The following is a 23,233-nucleotide window of genomic DNA, read 5'->3' on the forward strand; positions in this document are numbered from 1 at the left end:
TTCGCTGCAACACAGAGAGATCGCCCGGCGGCGGCCTCGACCGTTGCAGGATCGCCCATCCGTGTACGCCTGGATCCGAAACAGGGTTTCCGCTCCCGCGCGGCCGTCGCGGCTGCGTCCGCGGGGCGACGTCGCCCAGGGCGACCTGACCATGAGCCCGTACCTGCTGCGGTTCTCCCGCCCCGTCTCGGCGCGCTACGAGATCGATACCGGCCGGGAACGGGCGCTCCATCTGCGCCGGACGATCCTGATCGGGCTCATCTTCCACAACGCCTACAACCTGACGACCGCGCTGCTGATGCCGGGCATGCTGCCCCTGGCGATCGCCCTGCGGCTGTTCCTGGTCACGCCCCTCGGGCTGCTGCTCGCCTGGTCCGTCACCCGGATGCCGGGGCCGCAGCGCGAGCGCATGGTCACCGCCACGATGCTGCTGGTGACGGCGGTGCCGATCCTGCTGTTCAGCCTGGAGCGGGAGGCGATGAGCGCCATCTGCTACATCGAATACCCGCTGATGATGGTGTTCGCCACCATGATGCTGGTGCTGCGCTTCCCCCATGCGCTCATCCTGACCGGCCTCAGCGCGGCGGCCTCGTTCGCCAGCATCGCCCTGCGCACGGATCTCGCCCCGGAGCTCGCCCTCTGCCTCGCGTTCCAGACCGTGGCGGGCGCCTTCTTCGTTCTCTACGGAAACCACCAGATCGAGGGCGTGCGCCGCCGGGCCTACCTCGTCTCCCTGCGCGAGATCCTGCGCTCGGCCGGCCTCGAACAGGATCGCCGGGTCCTGACCGTGCTCTCGGAGACCGATCCCCTGACGGGCCTCGCCAACCGCCGCGCCCTCGATACCGCCCTGGCCAAGACCACCCGCGAGGCCCGGGGTACCGCCCTGCTGATGATCGACGTCGATCACTTCAAGCGCTTCAACGATGCCTACGGCCACCCGGCCGGCGATGCCTGCCTGCGCCGGATCGCGGAGGCGATCGCGGGAGAGACGCGCGGCGGGCGCGACTGCGTCGCCCGCTACGGCGGCGAGGAGTTCTCCGTGCTGATGCGCGGCTGCGACGCCCGCGCCGTCGCCCGGGTCGTCCGACGCCTGCGCGCCCGCATCGCCGGCCTCGAGATCCCGCACGTGGCCCGGGGCGACGGCCAGCCCTTCGTCACCGTGAGCATCGGCGTCGCCGTGACCCCGGCCGGCCGGACCACCACGCCGGCCGAGCTCGTGGCCGAGGCGGATGCCGCTCTCTACCAGGCCAAGGGCCTCGGCCGGAACTGCCACGTCGTGCGGGCCATCGGCGACGCGGCTGTCATCCTGGACGATCGCCGCCTCGGCCAGTTCGGCGCGATGCGTCGGAAGCCCGCCCGATCCGCTCCCCCGGCAGCCCTCGCGCCGCCGGCCCCGGCGCGCCTCTCCGAAACCAATGCGGTCCTGGCTCGTTGAGCACACGATCCGGCTGCCGATCACCGCGCCGGAAAGCCTTTCGACGAGTTGGAGACTGCAATCCCATGCACCAGGGCAACCACCGCGACCACGAGGGCGCCAAGAAGCTGTTCGCCCTCATCCAGGACGTCAAGGTCGCGATGATGACCACCGCCGACCAGGACGGAAAGCTCTACAGCCGCCCGATGTGGTGCCAGGAGGCGGACGAGAACGGCGACCTGTGGTTCTTCACCAAGCTGCACTCCCCCAAGACCGCCGAGATCAGCAAGGACAACCAGATCAACCTGGCCTACTCGGATCCGTCGAACCAGACCTACGTCTCGATCGCCGGCAAGGCCGAGATCGTGACCGACCAGGCGGTCATCGACGACAAGTGGAGCGAGAGCCTGAAGACCTGGTTCCCCAACGGCAAGGACGACCCCGAGGTCGCCCTCCTGCGCGTCCATCCCGAGAAGGGCGAGTACTGGGACAGCCCGAACGCCACGATGCTGCACATCTACGGTTACGTGAAGGCCGCCCTGACCGGCGAGTCGCCCAAGACCGAGACCAAGAAGGTCGACCTCGCCTGACGCTCAGGCGCGGGTCTTGGCGGGGGCGGCGTGCCGAGGGGCGCGCCGCCCTCTTCGTTTGGGCGGTCCTGCATGGGGACGGGCCAGGGTACCGCGTCGGAATCGCCTTACGGTGGTGCGGAGACCGCGCCGATGCCGGGTGCCCGCAAGATCCGGTGCCAGGCAAAAAACAAGCGTCCCGTGGGACGCTTGCGTTCTTTCATCGAAGGGCCGTGCCGCTCACCGGCGTCGACCTCAGTTCGCCCGGGCCACCTCGACGAGGTTGTCCGAGAAGGACGGCGCGTGGCCCATGTCGGTGAAGGCGTGCGACGAGATGCTGTTCACCGTGCCCTCGTTGAGCTGGCGCCAGTAGCCCAGCGTCGCCACCACGATGCCGGCCTTCACGTCGTCGGTGATGCGGGCCACGCCCTTGAAGGCGCCGCGGTCGTTGGCGACCTGGACCTTGTCGCCGTCCCGGATGCCGCGGGCGTCCGCGTCGACCTGGTTGATCATCACGAACTGCTCGCCCTGGCCCTTCTGCTTGTCCTCCATGTTCGCGTAGCAGGAGTTCAGGAAGTAGTGGCTCTTGGGCGAGACGATGTTGAGCGGGAAGCGCTTGGCGAGCTCCGGGTCGTTGGTGTGGGATTCGCGCGGACCCAGGTAGTCGGGCAGCGGATCGAGCGCCTCGCCGGGCTGGAAGCCCTCGTACATCTGCCGGAACGGCGGTGCGACGAAGTTCGTGGCGCCCTCGACCATGAACATGCACTTGCCGGTCGGCGTCGGGAAGTTGCCTTCCTTGTGCGGAGCCCGATCGTCGGGCGTACCGACCTTGAGGCGGGCAAAGCCGTGCTCGCGCATGTACTGCAGGTCGATGCCCTCGCAGGCCGGCGCGTTCCAGTCGACGTAGTGCTCCAGGCACTCCGTGTCGGTCCACTTGAAGTTCTCTTCCTCGAAGCCGAGCCGGGCGGCGAGCTGGCGGAAGATCTCGTTGTTCGGGATCGCCTCGCCGGGCGCCTCCGCGCACTTGGTGTTGTAGGTCAGGTAGAGGTGGCCCCAGGACAGGATCATGTCCTCCATCTCCGCGCCCATCGTGGCGGGCAAGAGGATGTCGGCGTAGGAGGCGGTGTCCGAGATGAAGTGCTCGGCGGAGACCATGAACAGGTCCTCGCGCATCAGCCCCGCGACGATCTTGTCGGTCTCGGGCGCCTGCGTCACCGGGTTCGAGTTCCAGCACATCATCGACATGATCGGCGGGTCGAGCTGCAACTCGCCGGTGAGCGCGCGTCCGATCTGCAGGTTGCTGACCACGCGGGTCCCCTCGGGGATCAGGTCGGGCCGGCACATCACGTCGAACTTGTAGGGGTGCTCCCAGACGCCGAACTGCGTGACGCCGCCGCCGACATGGCGCCAGGCGCCCGTCAGGGCCGGAATGGACGAGACGGCCCGGATGGTCTGGCCGCCGCCGTAGTGCCGCTCCAGCGCCACGCCCATGCGGATGCCCACCGGCTGCTCGGTGGCCATTTCGCGGGCGAGCTTGCGAATGTCGTCGGCGGAAACGCCCGTGATCTCGGCAGCCCATTCGGGCGTGCGGGTGCTGGCCCGCTCCTTCAGCTCCTCGAAGCCAACCGTGTAGTTGTCGACGTAGTCCTGGTCGACGAGGCCCTGTTCGATGATGGAGTTGATCAGCGCCATGGCCAGCGCGCCGTCCGTGCCGGGTTTCGGCGCGATGTGCCAGTCGGCCGCCTTCGCCGTGCGCGAGGCATAGGTGTCGATCACGACGACCTTGGCGCCCTTCTTCTGCGCGTCCTTGACGATGGCCCAGTGGTGCAGGTTCGTGCTGACCGAGTTGCAGGCCCAGATCACGATGTACTTGGAGTGGATGTAGCTGTCCGGGTCGAGCCCGGCGGTCGGGCCGACGGTGAGCAGCCACGCCGTGCAGGAGCCCTCGCCGCAGAAGGTGCGCTCGGTCACGGTGGCGCCCATCCGGTTGAAGAAGGCGTCGCCGCCGTTCAGCCCATGCACGAGGCCCTGGTTGCCGAGGTAGCTGTACGGCGCGATTGCTTCGGGGCCGTACTGATCGATGATCGCCTTCCAGCGCGTCACGATGGTGTCGAGGGCCTCGTCCCAGGTGATGCGCTCGAACTGCTTCGAGCCCTTCGGCCCGACCCGCTTCATCGGGTAGAGCAGCCGGTCGGGGTGGTAGTGGCGCTTCTCGTAATCCTTCAGCTTCACGCAGAGACCGCCCCGGGTCATCGGATGGTCCGGGTTGCCCCGCACGCCGAGCAGCTCTCCGTCCTTGACCTCGAACAACATTGAGCAGGTGTCGGGACAATCGTGCGGGCAGCCGCCGAAGAAGGTCTCGGTCAGGCTCTCGACCTGAGCGACCAGCAGGGAGTCGGGCTTGACGATCTCGTTCATGTTTCCTCCACGGCCGAGCGTCCCGCCTTATTGTTCCTGGCGGGCCGGCCCGGTGCGCGCACACAATGCACTCAAGTGCTAACAATTCCAAATTTTGGCCTGGCGAAAGGGCCAAAAGAGTGCCGGACTATGGTACCAACCGTTTTGTCGCGGCTGCGGACCGAGCCCTCGGACCCGAAGCGTCGCGGTGCGGACAGGGCTGCGCTGCGGAGCGCGCGAAGCCGGACGGGATGGCACCTGTGGACCTGACGCTGACTCTGGACTTCGGGTCCGAGACGCCCCTCCAGGCGCAGGTCTTCGATCAAGTTCGCGAGATCATCCTCGACGGCCAGCTCAAGGCCGGGATGGCGCTGCCGCCGAGCCGCCTGCTGGCGGAGCGCCTTCGCGTGTCGCGCAACACGGTGATGCTGGCCTACGAACGCCTGACGGCCGAGGGCTACGTCAAGGCGCGCGGAACGGCGGGCCTGTTCGTGGAACCGATCCCGCCGGACAGCCTCCTGCTGATCCAACGCGGCAGCCGCTCGCTCACGAACGGGCCGGTGCCGGACGCGTCGAGCGAGCCCCTGCTGTGCTTCGCGGGCTCGCCCGGCGGCGGTGGGGACCGACCCGAGTTCGACTTCTGGGTCGGGCGGTCCGATCCGGCCGGGTTCCCGCTGCCGATCTGGCGGCGGATCGTCCTGCGTCTCCTGGGGAAGGAAACGGCCTATCTGACCGATTACTGCGATCCAGCCGGTCTCCCGGCTCTGCGCACGGCCATCAGCACCCACCTGCGGCGGGCCCGGGCGGTGGCGGTCACCGAGGATCAGGTCATCGTGACCACGGGGGGTCAGGAGGCTCTCAACCTCGTCTTCACCCTGCTGAAGGGGCATACCCGGCAGCTTTGCATCGAGAACCCCTGCTACCTCGGCGCCTCGCTGATCTTCAGGAATGCCGGCCTGGCCATCCATCCGGTCCCCGTCGACGGCGATGGCCTGCGGACGGACCTCCTGCCCAGCGCCAAGGGCAGCCTGCTCTACGTCACGCCCTCCCACCAGTTCCCCACCGGGTCCACCATGCCGTTGACGCGGCGCCTGGCTCTCCTGCGATGGGCGGAGGAGACCGACAGCTACATCGTCGAGGACGATTACGACAGCGACTTCCGGTACGACGGGCCGCCACTGACCGCCCTGGCCGGCCTCGATGGGGGACGACGGGTCTTCTACGTCGGGACGTTCTCCAAGTCCGTCGGGGCGGGCCTGCGCCTCGGCTACGCCACGGTCCCGCGCCTGTTCTGGGACGAGGCCCGGATGCTGAAGGCCCGGATGAGCAACGGGCAGGCCTGGCTGGAGCAGGCCGCCCTGGCCGCCTTCATCGACGAGGGGCATTTCGACCGGCACCTGCGCCGGTTGCGGCAGGTCTACAAGGCGCGACGGGACTGCCTCGTCGCGGCGCTGCGGGCGACGTTCGACGGGGCCGTCGTCCTGGGCAGCGAGAGTGGCCTGCATCTGGTCTGGCGCCTTCCACCCGGTTTTCCACCCGCCCGGCAGATCCAGAGCAGGGCCCGCGCGCAGGGCATCGGCGTCTACGCCCTCTCCAGCGGAGCCGCCTACGACTTCGATCCCGAAGCCCGGGACGACATGCTGGTCTTCGGGTACTCGTCGCTCACCGAGATGCAGATCGAAGCGGCGATCGGCACGCTGCATCGGATGCTTCAGGCACCGGGCTGAAGCGCCCGAGTTGCCGTGGCAGTCCAAGGCATCGGTCGGTCCAGGGGGCGTGTCGCCGGCATGGCCTCGACGACCGCTCCCCGACCCTGCGCACGGCGTGCCCCCAGCCTCGGGGTCGAACGACGCGGCGCCCGCCGCGGCGCCATCGGCCGTCGCCATCCACCGTCACTCCGTGGGTCTGGGGTCGGCGATGCGCCCCCGGCCGCACCCCCACCCCGCGTGGCGACCGATTGACTTGACCCGCGGTGCCGTGCGCCTCTGCGGCCGCGCGGACGCCGGGGCGTCCTCAGAAGGACCGTGATCCGAACCATGCTCGATCTTGCCACGCGGGTGTACAACCACAGCTTCAAGATCGACCCGATCGTCCGGTCGCTGCTCGACACGGACTTCTACAAGCTCCTGATGGCGCAGACGATCTTTCGCCGCCACCGCGATGCCCGCGTCACCTTCGGAATCCAGAACCGCTCGCGCCAGGTCCGGCTCGCCGAGTTCGTCGATGTCGGCGAATTGCGCGAGCAGCTCGACCATGCCCGCTCGGTGCGCCTGAGCCGGGGCGAATCCACCTGGCTGCGCGGCAACACCTTCTACGGCCAGCGCCAGATGTTCTCGGCCGATTTCATGGACTGGCTCGAGGGGTTTCGCCTGCCGGACTACGAGCTGGAGGCCCGGGACGGGCAATACGTGCTGACCTTCCACGGCCCCTGGATCGAGACCACCATGTGGGAGGTGCCGGCGCTCGCCATCCTCAACGAACTGCGCACGCGGGGCGTGGTGCGCCACCTCGGCAAGCTCGACCTGCAGGTGCTCTATGCCCGCGCCATGACCCGGGTCTGGGAGAAGATCGAGCGGCTGCGGCGCCTGCCCGGCCTCTCCATCGCGGATTTCGGGACCCGGCGCCGCCACGGCTTCCTGTGGCAGGACTGGTGCGTCGAGGCCATGCACGAAGCCCTGGGCGACCGCTTCCTCGGCACCTCGAACTGCCTCATCGCCCTGCGCCGCGAGGTGGAGGCCGTGGGCACCAACGCCCACGAACTGCCGATGGTCTACGCAGCGCTGGCCGACGACGATGCGGGCCTCGCCCGCGCGCCCTACGACGTGCTCGCGGACTGGCAGCAGGATTACGCCGGCAACCTGCTGGTGATGCTGCCCGACACCTACGGCACCACGGGCTTCCTGGCGAACGCCCCCGACTGGATGAACGCCTGGACGGGCATCCGCATCGACTCGAAGGAGCCGATCGCCGGCGGCGAGGAGGCCATCGCCTGGTGGCGGTCCCGGGGCTCCGACCCCCGCGAAAAGCTCGCGATCTTCTCCGACGGGCTCGACATCGACACCATCGAGGCGATCCACGCCCATTTCCACGGCCGGATGCGGATCGGCTACGGCTGGGGCACGCTGCTCACCAACGACTTCCGCGGCCTGGTGCCGGACGGCCGCCTCGACCCGATCTCCATCGTCTGCAAGGTGATCGCCGCCGACGGCCGCCCCACCGTGAAGATCTCCGACAACCCGTCGAAGGCGATCGGCCCGGCCGGGGAGATCGCCCGCTACACCCGCGTCTTCGGCGATGCGGGGCAGGCCGCGATGCCGGTCCTGGTCTGAGCGGCCCTCACTCCGGCGACTGGACGATGACGCCGTACCAGCCGAGGCCCGCATAGGTCTCGTAGCCGGGCGTGCGGTGGAAGGCGACGATCCGGCCGGTCCGGGGATCCTGGTCGGCGCCGCTGATCCGGCCACCGGCCGCCAGCGGCAGGGTCTCCTCGAGAACGCCGCGCCCGTCCGAGGCGGCGATCACCCGGTGGCGGGCATCGACGAGGAGCACGCGGGTGCGGGCCCGGTCCTCCTGGGCCACCCGCACGCCGTCGACGATGGCCCGGGCCTGGGCCTGCCAATCGAAGTGGATCGCCAGGACGCCGATCGGCCCGGCCCGGCTGTCCCCGTCCTGGCGGACGCTGGCGCAATAGGTCGCCACCTGCGCCCCGCCGAGGCCGGGCTGCCCCATCACGTCGGCGGCGACGTAGGCGTCCCCGTCGGGGAGGGCGGCCGCGCGCCGGAACCAGTCCTGGTCGGCGACATTGCGCCCGACGAGACCGGGATAGCGGTTCGGGCGTCCATGGGCGATCACGTTGCCCTTCAGGTCGCAGAGCCAGAGGTCGAGATAGACCGTGTAGGCGTCGAGGATGATGCCCAGGCGCCGGGTCGCGTGGGCGGCGGCATCGGTGCTCGGCTCCGCCGCGCAGGCGACCAGGGCCGCGTCGGTGGCCCACCAGCGCACGTCGCAGGTGCGCTCGTAGAGGTTGCGGTCGATGAGTTCGACGGCGTTGAGGGCGAGGTCGATCAGCCGTTGGGTCTGGGACGCGTCGGCGAAGCTCCGGACCTGGACCTGGAGGCCGGCGATGCGGTTCGAGAGCTCGACCTCGAGGGCGCGGGCCACGGTCTCCACCTCGGCGCCGATCGCCCGCACCTCCTGCGCCACCACCGAGAAGCCGCGGCCCATATCGCCGGCGCGGGAGGCCTCGATCAGGGCGTTGAGGGCGAGCATCTTCACCTGGCCGGTGATCGACTGGATGCGCCGGCTCTTGTCGGAGGCGATGCGCTGGAGCTCCGCGATCTCGGTGGCAATGCCGCGCAGGTTGGTGGCATCCGCCGCGCTGGGTCCGGTGCCAGCATCACTCGCCGTCTCGTGCACAACTGCCTCCAGACAAATCCGGACGGGCCCCGTCCTCTCGCTGTCGAAGAGCTTACGCAACTCAGCTTATATTTCCATTAAAACCAATCGTTTCGCGTGCACATCGGGTCCGATCACCAGACTTATCTTATGTTTAGCGCCGATCCCGCAGCAGTCCCACAGACGTCAGCCGAGCCCTGTGCGTGTTGTTAAGGCGATGAACACGATCGAAGCGTCCATTTTGTGCACGCCTGGGTCGAACCGGCCATGGTTCAAGAAACGCGCGAGAACCGACGGAGCGCTCGTCCCTCCGCGGACACGCAAACGCGCAGGATGACGTCGCCCGGGTTGCGAGATACGCCCAGGATCGGGCCGGACGCTGCGATCACCTGTGCGACGCCAGCGCTCAGCTATGCAACGGATGCAGGCCGGATCCGCCCCGATCACGGTTTCGCGACGTGATGAACCCGGGGAAGGGATCGATTCTCGCAAGCGCGTCGTTCTCTACGCCGCAATGCCCGCCACGCCGGCGGCCCGCGCGTCGCGTCTCGAACACGGAATCGGAATGGCCCTGCGATCCCCCCCGAAGCCGTCCCTCGTCCCGCCGCGACCCACGCGCATCGCGGCCGCCGGCACCCCGACCCAGGCCCTGACCTCGCCGATCATCGTCGCCGCCCTGATCATGGCGGGCCTGTATGTCGGCCGCGACGTCCTGATCCCGATCGCCATCGCGATCCTGCTCTCCTTCGTCCTCGGCCCCCTGGTGAACCTCCTGCGGCGCTGGCATTTCGGCCGCTTCCTCTCGGTGGCGGCCTCGGTCGTCCTGGCGCTGGGCACCGCGGCGTCCCTGGCGACGCTGATCGGGGTTCAGCTCGCCGACATCGCCAAGGACGTGCCGCGCTACCGCAGCACCATCGAGCGCAAGATCGAGGGTCTGAACGACACGCCCGCCGGACGCCTCGCCGGCTACGTCGCGAGCATCGGCCGAACGATGCACGAGAGCCACGAGGAGCCCAAGCCCGAAGCCAAGCCCGAGCCGAAATCCGGCTCGCAGGCCAATCCGGCCCCGCCCGAGAAGGCGATCCTGGTGGAGGTCAAGGAGCGCGTTCCCGGACCGGTGACCATGGCGGGCACGCTGATCTCGCCGATCCTGCACCCCCTCGCCACCATCGGCATCGTGTTCGTGGTGCTGCTCTTCCTGCTGATGCAGCGCGAGGACCTGCGCGACCGCATGATCCGGCTCGCCGGCTCCAGCGACCTCCACCGCACCACCGTGGCGATGGACGACGCCGCCAAGCGCCTCAGCCGCTACTTCCTGGTCCAGCTCGGACTCAACGCCGCGTTCGGACTGGTGGTGGGCATCGGGCTCTACGGTCTCGGGGTGCCGAACCCGGTCCTGTGGGGCATCTTCTCGGCGCTGATGCGCTTCGTGCCCTATGTCGGCGCCTTCGTGTCGGCCCTGTTCCCCCTGGCGCTGGCCGCCGCGATCGATCCCGGCTGGTCGATGGTGATCGGGACGCTGATCCTGTTCCTGATCCTCGAACCCCTGGTCGGGCACTTCATCGAGCCGATGCTCTACGGCCAGTCCACCGGCATGTCGCCCTTCGCGGTCCTGGTCTCGGCCCTGTTCTGGACCTGGCTCTGGGGACCCGTCGGCCTGCTCCTGTCCACGCCGCTGACGGTCTGCCTCGTGGTGCTCGGGCGCCACGTGGACAAGCTCGAATTCCTCGACGTCCTGTTCGGCGACCGGCCGGCCCTGACCCCGGTGGAGAACTTCTACCAGCGCATCCTGGCCGACGATCCGGAGGAGGCGCAGGAGCATGCCGACCTCATCCTGAAGACCTGCTCGCTCACCACCTACTACGACGAGGTCGTGGTGAAGGGCCTCGAACTCGCCGCCCGGGACGCCGCCCGCGGCGTGCTCACCACCGAGCAGAAGAACGACATCCGGGCCAGCGTCGGCGGCCTGATCGAGGAGATGGCCGACCGCGACGACCTGCGCAGCGACACCGAGGCGAAGGCGGATCCCGACGCGCCGCGCCCGGACCCGGTGCCGGAGGCCTGGCGGCCGGACGGCGCGGTGCTGTGCGTCGCCGGGCGCAGCTTCGTCGACGAGTCCGCCTGCGCGATCCTGGCCCAGCTTCTCGCCAAGCGCGGGATCGGCACGCGGGTGGTGCCGTTCGCCGACGTGGCGCGGGCGCGGATCGATGCCTTCGACCCTGGCCCGGCGCAGCTCGTCTGCATCGTCTCGATGGCGATCAGCGGCGAGCCCACGCACCTGCGCCGGCTGGCCGACCGCCTGCGTCGCAAGCTCCCGGGGGCCTGCTTCGTCCTCGGTCTCTGGCAGGCGGACGATGCCAGCCTCGACGAGGCGACCCGGCGCCGGGCGGTGGAGGCCGACATCCACGTGTCGTCCCTCAAGGCCGCCGTGGAGGCCGTCGTGGCCACCGCGCACGGCACCCGGAGCCCGGCCGAGACAACGCCCGAGGTCGAGACGGAATTCGCCCGGGTCCAGCCGATGCCGGTGTGACGACGCGGTTTTGGGCTTGACCGTCGCCCCCTCCGTCCGCTTCGCTCGCCAGCGATCCCGATCGGGATTGGCCTGACGGGCCCCTGCCGGAAAGAGGTATGCCGATGAGCGTCGTCGATCTCGCGCGGTTCATGGACGATCTCGCCGCGGCCTCGGGGCATGCGATCCTGCCCTTCTTCCGCGCCGCCTTCGGCATGGACGACAAGGCGCGGGGCGGGGCCGCCTTCGATCCGGTGACGGAGGCCGACCGGGCCGCCGAGGTGGCCATGCGCGGGATGATCCGGCGCGACCTGCCGACCCACGGCATCCTGGGCGAGGAGTTCGGCGCGGAGAACCTCGATGCCGAGTGCGTCTGGGTGCTGGACCCCATCGACGGAACCCGCGCCTTCGTCGCCGGCCTGCCGACCTGGGGCACCCTGATCGGGCTGACCCATCACGGCGCGGCGGTGCGCGGCCTGATGCACCAACCCTATCTCGGCGAGCTGTTCTCCGGCGACGGCGGGCAGGCCCGCCTGCGGTCGCCCCGCGGCGAGCGCACCCTGCTGACCCGTCGCGGCACCGCCCTGGACCAGGCGGTCCTCGCCACCACCGACCCGCGCCTGTTCGCCGAGGGTGCGGAGCGGGAGCGCTTCCTGGCCCTGGAGCGCGCGGTGCGCCTGTCCCGGTACGGCACCGACTGCTACGCCTATTGCATGCTGGCGGCCGGACAGATCGATCTGGTGGTGGAGGCCGGCCTCAAGCCCTACGACATCGTCGCGCTGATCCCGATCATCGAGGGGGCCGGCGGCATCGTGACGACCTGGGACGGCGGGCCGGCCACCGGGGGCGGGCGCATCGTCGCCGCCGGGGACCCCCGCCTGCACGAGGCGGCGCTGCGCCACCTCAATCCCTGAGGCGCCCGCCCCGAGTGGCCCATGAGATCCTGCGCCCGGCGGGCTGAGGCCGACGCTTCGTCCCCATGCGTGAGGTCCGCTGCGGGTGGATTCCTGCCTGTCTGCTTTCGGCCGGAAAATATGTAAACCCGGCGCTTTCTCGAAGATTGACGACATGCAAAAGATACAGCGACCGTTGGCGCTCAAGCTCGACATCAAATTTCTGATTGGAGTTGACGATGCCGCATCCACTTGGGCTGCTGATCTCGGTTGATCCAAGACCCAATGTTGTGTTCTAGAACCCAAAATTTTGTAATCTAGAAACTTGAATTTGAACGAGGCCGCATCTTAGCTGGTGCGGCCTCGCTTACGTTTACGGCCTGGTTTGGCTAACCAGCCTTCACCGACGAAATACTCAGGACCGGCGAGCAGACTTCGTTCGACGCTCCCGTCGGAGCCACTCCGGGGCAAAGCCGCCCTCAATAGGACTAGGAACGAGATGCGTTGAGGCTTCTGGTCACCGAAGCGAAAGCGACGGCCTCATTGGTATGCCACGAGCATCCAGACGGCCATGGCGACCATCATCAGGTTCTCGGTCAGCGAGACGAACCCGAGCGGCACCTTGCTCGCGCCGCCGACGCAGGCGCACTTGATCTCGCGCTTTTCGACGTAGACCGCCTTGGACACCGAGACCGCGCCGATCCCGCCGATGAACAGCGCCACCGGGATCGAGAGCCAGTTCAGGGCCCCCGCCACCATCAGGACACCGGCGCCGGCCTCGAGGTACGGGTAGGCGTAGGCGTAGCGCACCCAACGCTTCCCCAGGAGGTCGTAGCCAAGGAACATCGAGGAGAACGTCTCGACGTCCTGAAGCTTGAGGAGGGCGAGCACGCACATGCTGAAGGCGATGAACCACTCGGCGGCGCGCATCGTCAGCGGCGTGCCGTAGACGGCGTAGCTCGCTGCCAGTGCCATCAACGCCGTCATTGAGAACACGGCGATCACGGGTCGGTAGGTCGTGGCGTTCGGGTCGTTGGCGGCCTTGCCGAAGTGGCGCTGAAGGTCGTCGAAGCCGCCGACGCGATCGCCATTGATGAAGGTCTGCGGCGTGCTCTTGACCCCGTGCTCCGCCTTGAAGGCGTCGGTCTCCTCGCGGGTCTTGAGCCAGTGGTCGTCGACCGCGAACCCCTCGCGTTCGAGGAGGTCCTTGGCCTTGATGCCGTAGGGGCAGGTGTGGGCCGGCATGACCATGCGATAAAGCGTGGCCTTTCGGGCGGTGGTCGTCGAAGGCATTGCTGCAGCTTTCGTTTCTAGGATGGTATTCGTGCTGCCCCTGATATAGGTTCTGTACCATAGTACGGAGTCAAGGCATGCCCGGGATGACCATCGCGGCCCTGGCCCGAGAGGGCGGGGTCGGGGTCGAGACAGTGCGCTACTACCAGCGCCGCGGCCTGCTCGGGACGCCGGACCGGGGTGGCCCCGGACTCGGAGGCATCCGTCGCTACGGCGAGGCGGACGTGCGCCGCCTTCGGTTCATCCGTTCCGCGCAAGCCGCTGGGTTCACGCTTGAACTGATCGCCGAACTCATCGACCTGGACGCCACCGACGACCGCCCCAGGGCCCTTGAACTCGCCCGCGAGCGCATCGCGGCCCTCGATGCCCGTATCGCGGAGTTGCAGGCGGCACGGGGCGCGCTCGCGCGCCTGGAACGCGCATGCGGCTCCGGTCATGCAGGTCCGTGCCCGATCATCACGGCCTTCGAGCATCCCTGATCGGGGATACCTTCGTCGCCGCCATTACTCGGCCGCCTGCCTGAGCCCGACCTCCTGCGTTCCTTCGGCCGTCTTCGGAACGTCTGTAGCCGGCAGCAGTCCCAATCCCCAGCCCGTGGTCGACCGGCCGGGTTGTGGTAGGCCGTGAACCATCGGCTTACGGACTAAGGCTGGACGACCATCGAAAACTTGTCGGCTAAGGTTTTGCAGAGACCGTCGCGATTGGGGACGGCCAACCATCCTTCGAACTCAACCGCACCTGAACGAATCGCCTCGCTGCCATGGAGGCTGCCGAGCGCATCGAAGCATGCGCGGGCCCGGTCCACGATGTCAGGGTTGTAGCGGGTGAAGCCGCAGACGGTCGAAGCCCTGCGCAGCATCCCGTGCATCCTGAGGAACCCAGAGCAGTCGAAGTCTTCTGCCGATGCGGGCTGCGCGAGAGAGGCGAGGGTTAGCACGCCCAGGAACACTTTGGTCCTGATGGCCCAAAGTCCCCTAGCCATCGACGCCCGCCCGTTGGTCGCCCTTCGCGCCCAGTCCGGATGGACCGTCATCGCGACGCCGCCATGAAAGCCGGATATGCGCCAGGTACGGATAGACGGTGGGAAGGACCACCAGCGTCAGGAGCGTCGCGGTGACGAGGCCGCCGATCACCACCGTGGCGAGCGGACGCTGCACCTCGGCGCCCGCGCTCGTCGAGAGCGCCATCGGCAGGAAGCCGAGGGCCGCCACCAGTGCCGTCATCAGGACAGGCCGCAGGCGCATCTCGGCTGCGCGGGTCGCCGCCTCCCGGGCATCGAGGCAGACCCGTTCAAGGTCGCGGATGTAGCTCGTCAGCACCACGCCGTTGAGGATGGCGATGCCGAAGGTGGCGATGAATCCGATCGCCGCGGAGATCGAGAACGGCAGCCCGCGCAGGTACAGGGCGACGATGCCCCCGGTGGCGGCCACGGGCACGTTCAGGAAGATTAGCCCGGCCAGCCGGACGTCGCCGAACATCACCACGAGCAGGACCAGGATCGCGGCCATGGCGGCCGGCACCACCACGGAAAGCCGGCTCGTCGCCTCCTGAAGGTTCTGGAACTGCCCGCTCCATTGCAGGGAGTAGCGGGGCGGAAGGGGGACCTGCGCCTGGACCGCGGCCTGCGCGTCCGTCACGAAGCTCTGGACGTCGCGGCCACGGACGTTGGCCTGGACCGAGATCCGGCGCTGGAGCTTCTCTCGGCTGATCTGGGCCGGCCCCGTCGCAACGTCGACCGAGGCGACCAGCGAGAGCGGCACCAGCGCCTTTCCGCTGCGCCCCACGGGCAGGTCGCGGATGTGCGCGATGTCGCTGCGGTCGGCGGATTTCAGGCGGACCACGATGTCGGTGATGGAGTTGTCGTCGCCGTAGATCATGCCGGCGGTGCGCCCGCCGATGCTCTCGACCACGTCGAGGACGTCGCTGACGTTGATGCCGTAGCGGGCGGCCGCGGCCCGGTCGACCTGGATCGAGAGCGCCGGCATGCCCGCCTGGGCTTCGGCCTTCACGTCCGCCGCGCCCGAGACGCCTGAGACCGCGCGCACGATGGCGTCCGCCTTGTCCTTCAGCACCTTCAGGTCGTCGCCGTACAGGCTGATCGCCACGTCGCCGCGCACGCCCTCCAGCAGGTCGTCCATGCGCATCTGGATCGGCTGCGAGAACGCGTAGGACACCCCCGGCACCTCGGCGCGCAGACGCTTGTCGAGGGCGGCGACGAGGCCCTCCTGGGTGTCGGCCGTCGTCCAGGTCGAGGGGTCGGCCAGCGTGATGAAGCTGTCGGTGGATTCCACCCCCATCGGGTCGGTCGGGATCTCGGCGCTTCCGGTGAGCGACACGACCCGCTTGACCTCCGGGAAGCTCTTCAGGGTCTGCTCGATGCGATGCATGACCTTGAGCGAGGCGTCGAGGTTGATGCCCGGCAGCTTCTCGGACGTGATGACGATGGAGCCTTCCGAGAGCTTGGGCAGGAACTCGCCCCCGAGCCGGGTCGCGAGCCAGCAACTGCCGGCGAACAAGCTGAACGTCACCAGGACGGTGATCCCCGTGCGGCGCTCGGCCAGCCTCAGCACGGGGGTGTAGGCGCTGCGCGCCCAATGGACGAGGCGGGTCTCGCGTTCACCGATGCCTGGGCCTGCCAGCACGATGGCGGCGAGCGCCGGCATCAGGGTCATGGTTAGCACCAGGGATCCGGCCAGGGCCAGGATGACGGTGAGCGCCATCGGCCGGAACATCTTGCCCGCCACCCCTTCGAGGGCGAGGATGGGCAGGTAGACCATGATGATGATGGCGACCGCGAACAGGATCGGGCGCGCCACCTCGACAGTCGCCTTGCGGATGACCTCCTCGGTCGGACGTTCAGGGTGCTCGCCGCGGGCGCGCAGGACGTTCTCGATCATTACCACGGCGCCGTCGACGATGAGGCCGAAGTCGATGGCGCCGAGGCTCATGAGGTTGCCCGACAGCCCGAACAGCCGCATCCCGGCGAATGCCACGAGCATCGACAGGGGGATGGCGGCCGCCACCACGAGCCCCGCTCGAAGGTTGCCGAGCAGCAGGAGCAGCACGACGATGACGAGCACGGCACCTTCCATGAGGTTGTGCTCGACGGTGCGGATGGTCCGCGCCACCAGGGTGCTGCGGTCATAGTACGGGACGATCTCGACGCCCGGCGGCAGCTGCGGGCGAAGGGCTTCGATGGTCTGCTTCACGGCGGCGACCACGGCGCTGGCGTTCTCGCCCTGCTGCATCATGGCGATGCCGACGACGGTCTCGCCTGCCGCGTCGTGCGTCACGGCGCCGAGGCGGACCTTCGGTGCTTCCACCACCTCGCCCAGGGTCGCGACCGTGACCGGGACGCCGCCGGGGCCCGTCGTCACGACGACATTGGCAAGGTCCTTCGTATCCTTGGCGAGGCCGAGGCCGCGGATGACCTCCTGCTGGTCGTTGTGCTCGATGTAGGCGCCCCCACGCGCGGCGTTGTTCTCGGACAGAGCCGTGTAGACCTGGGCCATGGTCACGCCGTAGCGGTGCAGGCTCTCGGCGGCGATGCGGACCTCGTAGGTCGGCATTTGTCCGCCGTAGATGTTCACGTCGGTGATGCCAGGGGTGAGCTTGAGCTTCGGCGCGATGGTCCATTGCAGGATGCGCTTCAGCGCCATCGGCGAGTAGCCCGGCCCCCGCACCTCGAACTGGTAGATCTCGCCGAGCCCCGTCGCCATCGGACCCATTTCGGGATCGCCGATGCCAGCCGGCATCATGGTTTTCGCCAGCGGCAGGCGCTGGAACACCTGGGATCTTGCCTCGGTGATCGACATGGAATCGTCAAAGGTGACGTAGACGGCCGAGACCCCGTAGCGTGAGGTCGAGCGGATGCCCGACAGCCCTGGCGCCCCGGCCATCGCGTTCTCGACCGGGAAGCTGACGAGGCGCTCGACCTCTAGGGGCCCGAGGCCCGGCGACAGCGTCAGCACCATGACCTGCTTGGGCGAAACGTCGGGCACCGCGTCGATGGACAGGCCTTCGAGGTTGACGATGCCTCCGACCGCGCCGGCGAGCGCCAGGATCAGAACGAGCCAGCGGCGGCGGATGAGAAGGGCGAACCAGGCGTTCATCGCGGCCTCAGTCCGTCGAGCCGAGCAGGGCGCGCATCAGGATGGCCTTGAGGCCGAAGCTTCCTAACGTCGCCACCGTCTCACCCGCCGCCACGCCGAACGTCACCTCGACCCAGTCGGCGCGCTGGATACCGAGCTTGAGGTCCCGTTTCTCGAAACGGTCGTCGCCGGTGCGCACGAAGGCGATGGGGCCGCTCTCGGTCTGCTGGATCGCGCCGGCCGGCACCGTGACGCCCTCGCGCCCGAGATCGGCGGCGATCTCAACGGACACGAACATGTTGGCGCGCAAGCTCCCATCGGGGTTGGCGATCTCGATGCGGGCCGGGGCGGTGTTGGTCATCGGGTCGATGGCGGCGTTGACCGAGCGCACCCGTCCCTCGAAGCGGGGATGCGCCGTGATGGGGGCTTCGATGCTCGCCCGGTCGCCGGCCTTCACGGTGGCGATGTCATGGCCGTAGAGGTTGGCCAGGACCTGGATCTGCGACGGGTCCGCCACGGTGAAGGCGTCGCGGTTGGTATCGACCACCTCGCCCAGGGTGATCCCCGCCATCGTCACCACGCCGTCGATGGGCGAGACGATGGCGCTGGTGCCGGGGGCCTCCCCGGGGGCCGGGGCGAGGCGCTCGTACTGCGCCCGGTAGAGGTCGACCTGCGACTTGGCGGACAGGGTGGCCGCATGAGCTTTGGCGAGGTCGACCTGGCGCCGGTCGACCTCGGCCTGGGCGACCCCGCCGAGCTTCACGAGGTCGCTGCCGCGCTTCAGGTTGATCTCGGCGACCTTCTCCGTGGCCTGCGCCTCGCCGAGGCTGGCCTGCGCCGCGGCGAGGCCGTTGCGCGCATCGAGGACGCCGGAGGCATCGAGGGTGGCCAGCGTCTGCCCTGCACTCACCCGGTCGCCCGGCTGCACGGACAGGCTCAGGACCCGACCCGAGGTGCGGGGCTTCAGGCGGGTGACCCGGCGCTCGTCGAAGGCGACCATGCCGGGGGTCCGCACGGGTAGGATAATCCGGCGGGTCTCTGATTGCCCGAAGGCCAGTCCGAGGCGGCCCTGGCCGTCGGCATCGAGCCGGACGACGTTGTCCTCGGTCGGCTGTTCGGATGCGGCCGGGGTCGTCGTAGCGGCCTCGGGTGCCGCTGGCGCCATTCCGGCCGTCTGGATAAGCGGTTCGGCATAGGGCCGGACGGCGTCCCGATACCACCAGCCGGCCAGCCCGAGCGCGGCCAGACAAACAACTAGGACCCACCGCGAACGGAACCAGATCCTCGTAGATGCGGGAGCGGGTGCCGCGGTGCCTATGGGTGTTCCCGCCGTGCCCGATGCAGCGGCATTCACCGATGCGCGCACCCTGCCACGGTCGACGATCTCAGCATCGCCGGTCCCGGGCATGTCGGTCTCCGCCTCCCTCAGCAAGATATCGATCCAAATCAGATTAGAGTTCTTCTAAGACATAGGGCGCGCGACCGCACCCGCCATTAAATTCGCGTTCACACTCGTGGTCCCGGGGCCGGTTCCGAACCACATCACGCAACGGGACAGGGGCGTGAGCCCGGGAGTGGACCGGGTTGGCCAAGCTGCTTCTGATCGAGGACGATGCCGCGACGGCCGAGGAGATCCTCGCCGACCTGCGCGGGCGGGGTCACGAGGTCGCGTGGGCCCCCACCGGGCCGGAGGGCGCGGATGCGGCCGGTTCGGGGGCCTGGAACGCCATCATCCTCGACCGGATGCTTCCGGGCCTGGACGGGCTCACCTTGTTGCGCGACCTGCGCGGAACCGGCGACCGGACGCCTGCACTGGTCCTGAGCGCGCTCGGCGACGTCGACGAGCGCATCCGCGGCTTGCGCGCCGGCGGCGACGACTATCTCGGCAAGCCTTTTGTCCTCGCCGAACTCGCAGCTCGGATCGAGGCCTTGCTACGGCGGCCGACGGACTCCCGCGAGACGGTCCTCCGGGTGGGAACACTGGAGCTCGACCTGATCGCCGGCACCGGTCGCAGGGGCCTGCGCGACCTCGACCTCCTGCCGCGCGAGCTCAAGCTGCTCGAATACCTCATGCGGCGGTCCGGGCAGGTCGTGACCCGGGCGATGATGTTCGAAGAAGTCTGGAACTATCGCTTCGCTCCCAAATCCAATCTTATCGACGTCCATGTCGGACGCCTGCGCAAGAAGCTTGAGACCGAAGGCGAACCGATGCTGATCCACAACGTCCGGGGAGAGGGCTTCACCCTGACCCCCGATGTCTAGGCTCGTCCGTTCCTTCGCGTTCCGGTGGGCCCTGGGCATCGCCCTGTGGTCGACGCTGCTCTCGCTGCTGCTCTTCGCCTTCGTGTACTGGCAGACCGCAGCGTTCATGCAAGACGAACTCGCCCAGGTCCTGCGCCACGAAGCCCGGTACGCCGCCGGGGACCCCGCCAAGTCGGGCGCTCGCATCGAGACCTGGATCAGCGAGGACCTGCACAGCGTCCACTTTGCCGGGCTGTTCGATGCCGAGGGGCACAAGCTCGCGGGCAACCTCGATGCGCCGCCGGCGAACCTGTCGCTCGACGGCGACGTCCACCGGATCGGCACACAGGTGGCCATCGCGGGGCGGCGCCTGCACGAGGAGCTCTGGTCTGCCGCCCTCGCCCTGGAGGACGGCAGCGTGGTGGTGGTGGCCCACGACACCGACGAGATCGACCGGGCCAAGGCCACGGTGATCCGGGCGCTCGTTCTCGCCCTCGTCCCGACCCTGGCCTTCTCCATCCTCGGCGGTATCTTGCTCGCGGGACGCGCCCGGCGACGCTTGGCATCAACCGAGGCGGCGGTCGCGCGGGTGATGCGGGGCGACTTGCGCCAACGCTTGCCGGTCGGTGAGGCCGGTGACGAGTTCGACCGTCTGGCGCGCGACGTCAACGGCATGCTCGCCGAGATCGAGCGCCTCGTGGAGGAGGTCCGCGGGGTGGGCGACGCCGTCGCCCACGATCTCCGGACGCCGCTCACGCGCCTGAGGCTGCGTCTGGAGCGAGGGCGCGATCAAGCCCGCGACCTCGACGAACTGCGCGTGGCGGTGGATCAGGGACTGGTCTGGATCGACCAGACGCTGGAGATGGTGACGGCGGTCCTGCGCATCGGCGAGATCGAGCACGGACGGCGCTGCGCCGCCTTCGGCCCAGTCGACCTAGGGCTCGTGGTGAGCGAGGCCGCGGAGTTGTTCGAACCCTTGGCCGACGAGAAGGGGATCGCACTCGGCATCGGGATCGAGGAGGGAGCGTCCGTCATTCGGGGCGACCGCAGCCTCATCTTCGAGGCGGTCTCGAACCTCCTGGACAACGCGATCAAGTTCACGCCGACCGGAGGCCGCGTCGGGATCGGTCTCGCGCGGCGCGACGGCGTCGCCGTGGTGTCCGTGGAGGACACGGGTCCTGGCATCGCCGCCGGCGAGCAAGACCATGTCTTCAAGCGATTCTATCGTGCCGAACGTGCCCGACAGACGCAGGGAAACGGCCTCGGCCTCGGCCTCGTCGCGGCCATCGCCAAGCTGCACGGATTTCCCCTCACCGTCGGCGACGGTCCCCACGGTGGATGTCGCTTCGAGATGGCATGCCTGACGGCGGAGCGTCATCCGTCGGTCATGGGATGAACGACCAGCCTGCCTTCGAAAGCCGGCGCTGATCGCGCCTGGCCCTAAAGGTCTCGCGTGATGAGCGAAGGCCGTGGCAGCCATGACGGATGCCACACCTATCGCTTCTCAGGCCATATCCAGACGAACCTTAAATTCGGTGTCATTTTCGAACGCTTCCAAACTGCGTTCGTTTTCCATTTACACATCGCCCTCCCAGGGCGGTGCCTCCTCCAAGGTCACATCAGCACCTCATGAAGAACGCCCGTTTCCTCTCGGCCATGCTCCTCCTCGGGACGGCGCTGCCGCTTCCCGTCCTCGCCAACGGAACGCCAACCGTCGCGCCGCCGGCCCAGAGCGCAATGAAGGTCCTCTCGCGGATCGACCTCGCCCAGGCCGATAAGCCGACCGCCAAAAGCACCGACGATGTCCGCGGCGCCTCGCAGACCAAGACCACCAGCCCGCAGCCGGTCGGCGCCTTCCCGACCAACGAGATGACGACACTTCCGGTTATCGGCCTCGACGGCGATGCGGATGCGATCAAGAAGGATGTCGCAGCCCTCCAGCAGACCCTGACCGAGCTGCAGCAGCTCCAGCTCCAGACCAAGCAGGCGCACTGGAACGCCTCCGGCACCCTGTACTACCCGCTGCACCTGCTCCTGCAGGAGCACTACGAGGGCCTGTCCAAGTACGCCGACACCATCGCCGAGCGTCTGCTCGCCGTCGGGTCCTCGGCCGACGGCCGCGCCAACACCATCGTCAAGACTTCCGGCGTCCCGGAGATCCCCGGCGGCTTCCTCGACGATGCCCAGATCCTGGTATGGTTCACCAACGCCTACAAGCGGGTCGGTGAGGAGGTGAACGCGGCCATCAAGGCGACCGAGCAGGTCGATCCGACGACCTCGAACCTCCTGCAGGAGGTCGAGCACGGCATTGCCAAGTACCAGTGGCAGATGCGCGCCCAACTCCAGCGCACCAAGACCGACCCGAACACGGGCTGGGACCTCAACGACAACAAGCCGGTCGACCTTCAGGGTCAACAAGCGCCGAACACGAGCGGCAGTTCGTCCAAGCCCTGAGGCGTGGCGATGGCCCTACCCGTTACCGGAGAGGGCCATCGACCTCTTGCGCTTTCGATCAAGATTGGAATAGCTCTAATCTAATAATGGGTTTCCTCGACGCATCACGGATCTGGCGTTCACTCACTCCGGTGCAGCGGACCATGCTGCGTCGCCTGGAGCGCGAAGGGTCGCTTCGTTTCCCCGGACCGTGGGAGATGCGCACGGTGCGTTCCCTGCTCGAACGCGGGTTCGTCAAGCCGGGACCGCGCGGCGGCACCGCTCCGGGCCTTTGGTCCCTCAGCGCCAAGGGGCGTCGCCTCCTACCGCGCCGGTCATCCGAAGCGGCTTTGGCAGTGAGCCATGTCGTCCCATCCAATGCCTCAACGGCCGTAGCGGACATTTAGCGATGAGTTCGAGCACGAGACGCGCCACCGTCGCCGGAAATCCGGGCGCGTCGACCTACGACCGGGGCACCATCGCCTTGCATTGGCTGACCGCTGGCCTTGTGTTGGTCCTTTGGCTGATCGGTACCTTCCTCGAAGACATCGTACCAAAGGGGACCCTGCGCTCCGGGATCTGGTCGGCTCACTTCGACCTGGGCTTCGTCCTGACCGCCTTCATCGTCGCGTTGCCGTTCTGGAGATGGTTCGGCGGCCGCCGGCTTCCCGTGGACGATCCGGGGGCCCTGCACATCTTGGCCAAGGCGACCCACGCCGCCCTGTATGCGCTGCTCTTCGCGATCGCAGGGCTCGGCATCGCGAATGCCCTCGTGCGCGGCGTCACCCTTGCTGGGCCGCTGGCGTTACCGGCCATCGGCGACCCGGAATGGCGCCGGCCGTTGACCCATTGGCACGGGGTCGCCGCCAACATCCTGATGGCGCTAGCGCTGTTCCATGCCGCCGCCGCGCTGGTCCACCACTACCTTTGGCACGACGGCATCCTGCGGCGCATCCTTCCAAGCCGTGCTGCACGGCTCACCTCCGAAAGACGTTGAA

General features: G+C 68.4%; 17 protein-coding genes. 11 read left to right on the forward strand and 6 right to left on the reverse strand.

The features are described from left to right. The first annotated feature begins 151 nt into the window (after positions 1-151). Positions 152-1,435 carry a GGDEF domain-containing protein gene (locus AC0IY1_RS09865; RefSeq protein WP_471769219.1) on the forward strand — a complete coding sequence of 428 codons (1,284 nt, stop codon included), beginning with the start codon at positions 152-154 and terminating at the stop codon, positions 1,433-1,435. A 65-nt stretch (positions 1,436-1,500) separates the two neighbouring features. Then, positions 1,501-2,004: a pyridoxamine 5'-phosphate oxidase family protein gene (locus AC0IY1_RS09870; protein WP_055950557.1), complete on the forward strand. Its 504-nt coding sequence runs from the start codon at positions 1,501-1,503 to the stop codon at positions 2,002-2,004. 234 nt (positions 2,005-2,238) lie between these two features. Here AC0IY1_RS09870 and AC0IY1_RS09875 read toward each other — a convergent pair whose 3' ends face one another. Then, complete coding sequence (locus AC0IY1_RS09875; RefSeq protein WP_471769221.1) at positions 2,239-4,401, reverse strand: molybdopterin-containing oxidoreductase family protein; 2,163 nt, start codon at positions 4,399-4,401, stop codon at positions 2,239-2,241. A gap of 230 nt (positions 4,402-4,631) precedes the next feature. On the opposite strand from AC0IY1_RS09875, the gene pdxR reads away from it, so the two are divergent. Together pdxR and AC0IY1_RS09885 are read left to right on the forward strand one after the other, a co-directional pair. Continuing rightward, the gene (pdxR, locus tag AC0IY1_RS09880; RefSeq protein ID WP_471769223.1) at positions 4,632-6,107 is read left to right on the forward strand and encodes a MocR-like pyridoxine biosynthesis transcription factor PdxR; all 1,476 of its coding nucleotides are present in this window, start codon (positions 4,632-4,634) and stop codon (positions 6,105-6,107) included. A 309-nt stretch (positions 6,108-6,416) separates the two neighbouring features. After that, positions 6,417-7,709 (forward strand): nicotinate phosphoribosyltransferase, encoded by a 1,293-nt coding sequence (locus AC0IY1_RS09885; RefSeq protein ID WP_055950567.1) that lies wholly within the window; start codon positions 6,417-6,419, stop codon positions 7,707-7,709. A 7-nt stretch (positions 7,710-7,716) separates the two neighbouring features. On the opposite strand, the gene AC0IY1_RS09890 is transcribed toward AC0IY1_RS09885, so the two are convergent. Beyond that, complete coding sequence (locus tag AC0IY1_RS09890; RefSeq protein WP_103710002.1) at positions 7,717-8,796, reverse strand: methyl-accepting chemotaxis protein; 1,080 nt, start codon at positions 8,794-8,796, stop codon at positions 7,717-7,719. Positions 8,797-9,340: 544 nt separating this feature from the next. Here AC0IY1_RS09890 and AC0IY1_RS09895 point away from each other — a divergent pair. Together AC0IY1_RS09895 and hisN are read left to right on the forward strand one after the other, a co-directional pair. Continuing rightward, positions 9,341-11,305: an AI-2E family transporter gene (locus AC0IY1_RS09895; protein ID WP_471769224.1), complete on the forward strand. Its 1,965-nt coding sequence runs from the start codon at positions 9,341-9,343 to the stop codon at positions 11,303-11,305. Positions 11,306-11,409: 104 nt separating this feature from the next. Continuing rightward, complete coding sequence (gene hisN, locus AC0IY1_RS09900; protein ID WP_471769226.1) at positions 11,410-12,198, forward strand: histidinol-phosphatase; 789 nt, start codon at positions 11,410-11,412, stop codon at positions 12,196-12,198. A gap of 519 nt (positions 12,199-12,717) precedes the next feature. Here the strand turns inward: hisN and AC0IY1_RS09905 are convergent. Continuing rightward, positions 12,718-13,470: a glutaredoxin family protein gene (locus AC0IY1_RS09905; protein ID WP_471769227.1), complete on the reverse strand. Its 753-nt coding sequence runs from the start codon at positions 13,468-13,470 to the stop codon at positions 12,718-12,720. A gap of 77 nt (positions 13,471-13,547) precedes the next feature. On the opposite strand from AC0IY1_RS09905, the gene AC0IY1_RS09910 reads away from it, so the two are divergent. Beyond that, a complete protein-coding gene (locus AC0IY1_RS09910; RefSeq protein ID WP_471769228.1) occupies positions 13,548-13,949 on the forward strand; it encodes a MerR family transcriptional regulator in 402 nt (133 codons plus the stop codon). Positions 13,950-14,113: 164 nt separating this feature from the next. On the opposite strand, the gene AC0IY1_RS09915 is transcribed toward AC0IY1_RS09910, so the two are convergent. From AC0IY1_RS09915 to AC0IY1_RS09925, 3 genes are read right to left on the reverse strand one after another with little or no spacing between them, the layout of a single operon-like run. Then, a complete protein-coding gene (locus AC0IY1_RS09915) occupies positions 14,114-14,419 on the reverse strand; it encodes a hypothetical protein (protein WP_471769230.1) in 306 nt (101 codons plus the stop codon). A 25-nt stretch (positions 14,420-14,444) separates the two neighbouring features. Continuing rightward, positions 14,445-17,582, reverse strand: coding sequence for an efflux RND transporter permease subunit (locus tag AC0IY1_RS09920; RefSeq protein ID WP_471769232.1), 3,138 nt, complete (start codon positions 17,580-17,582; stop codon positions 14,445-14,447). A gap of 7 nt (positions 17,583-17,589) precedes the next feature. After that, positions 17,590-18,726 carry an efflux RND transporter periplasmic adaptor subunit gene (locus AC0IY1_RS09925; RefSeq protein ID WP_471769234.1) on the reverse strand — a complete coding sequence of 379 codons (1,137 nt, stop codon included), beginning with the start codon at positions 18,724-18,726 and terminating at the stop codon, positions 17,590-17,592. A 419-nt stretch (positions 18,727-19,145) separates the two neighbouring features. Here AC0IY1_RS09925 and AC0IY1_RS09930 point away from each other — a divergent pair, with 419 nt between their 5' ends. From AC0IY1_RS09930 to AC0IY1_RS09945, 4 genes are all read left to right on the forward strand, one after another. Continuing rightward, positions 19,146-19,823, forward strand: coding sequence for a response regulator transcription factor (locus AC0IY1_RS09930; RefSeq protein ID WP_471769235.1), 678 nt, complete (start codon positions 19,146-19,148; stop codon positions 19,821-19,823). Beyond that, positions 19,816-21,198, forward strand: coding sequence for a sensor histidine kinase (locus AC0IY1_RS09935; protein WP_471769236.1), 1,383 nt, complete (start codon positions 19,816-19,818; stop codon positions 21,196-21,198). Before AC0IY1_RS09930 ends, AC0IY1_RS09935 begins: the two co-directional genes overlap by 8 nt. Before the next feature lie 233 nt (positions 21,199-21,431). Continuing rightward, positions 21,432-22,256, forward strand: coding sequence for a Dps family protein (locus tag AC0IY1_RS09940; RefSeq protein WP_471769238.1), 825 nt, complete (start codon positions 21,432-21,434; stop codon positions 22,254-22,256). A gap of 388 nt (positions 22,257-22,644) precedes the next feature. Then, positions 22,645-23,232, forward strand: a complete 588-nt coding sequence (locus AC0IY1_RS09945; protein ID WP_471769240.1) for a cytochrome b — start codon at positions 22,645-22,647, stop codon at positions 23,230-23,232. Position 23,233: the final 1 nt, after the last annotated feature.

It is taken from the genome of Methylobacterium sp. AC690, assembly GCF_979256535.1.

What these genes read in the sequence shown, in the direction of transcription:
- AC0IY1_RS09945 (WP_471769240.1), top strand. Translation starts at nt 22,645, where the DNA reads ATGAGTTCGAGCACGAGACGCGCCACCGTCGCCGGAAATCCGGGCGCG.
- AC0IY1_RS09925 (WP_471769234.1), bottom strand. Translation starts at nt 18,726, where the DNA reads ATGGCGCCAGCGGCACCCGAGGCCGCTACGACGACCCCGGCCGCATCC.
- AC0IY1_RS09910 (WP_471769228.1), top strand. Translation starts at nt 13,548, where the DNA reads ATGCCCGGGATGACCATCGCGGCCCTGGCCCGAGAGGGCGGGGTCGGG.
- AC0IY1_RS09940 (WP_471769238.1), top strand. Translation starts at nt 21,432, where the DNA reads ATGAAGAACGCCCGTTTCCTCTCGGCCATGCTCCTCCTCGGGACGGCG.
- AC0IY1_RS09885 (WP_055950567.1), top strand. Translation starts at nt 6,417, where the DNA reads ATGCTCGATCTTGCCACGCGGGTGTACAACCACAGCTTCAAGATCGAC.
- AC0IY1_RS09870 (WP_055950557.1), top strand. Translation starts at nt 1,501, where the DNA reads ATGCACCAGGGCAACCACCGCGACCACGAGGGCGCCAAGAAGCTGTTC.
- AC0IY1_RS09875 (WP_471769221.1), bottom strand. Translation starts at nt 4,401, where the DNA reads ATGAACGAGATCGTCAAGCCCGACTCCCTGCTGGTCGCTCAGGTCGAG.
- AC0IY1_RS09895 (WP_471769224.1), top strand. Translation starts at nt 9,341, where the DNA reads ATGGCCCTGCGATCCCCCCCGAAGCCGTCCCTCGTCCCGCCGCGACCC.
- AC0IY1_RS09920 (WP_471769232.1), bottom strand. Translation starts at nt 17,582, where the DNA reads ATGAACGCCTGGTTCGCCCTTCTCATCCGCCGCCGCTGGCTCGTTCTG.
- AC0IY1_RS09935 (WP_471769236.1), top strand. Translation starts at nt 19,816, where the DNA reads ATGTCTAGGCTCGTCCGTTCCTTCGCGTTCCGGTGGGCCCTGGGCATC.
- pdxR (WP_471769223.1), top strand. Translation starts at nt 4,632, where the DNA reads ATGGCACCTGTGGACCTGACGCTGACTCTGGACTTCGGGTCCGAGACG.
- AC0IY1_RS09905 (WP_471769227.1), bottom strand. Translation starts at nt 13,470, where the DNA reads ATGCCTTCGACGACCACCGCCCGAAAGGCCACGCTTTATCGCATGGTC.
- AC0IY1_RS09865 (WP_471769219.1), top strand. Translation starts at nt 152, where the DNA reads ATGAGCCCGTACCTGCTGCGGTTCTCCCGCCCCGTCTCGGCGCGCTAC.
- hisN (WP_471769226.1), top strand. Translation starts at nt 11,410, where the DNA reads ATGAGCGTCGTCGATCTCGCGCGGTTCATGGACGATCTCGCCGCGGCC.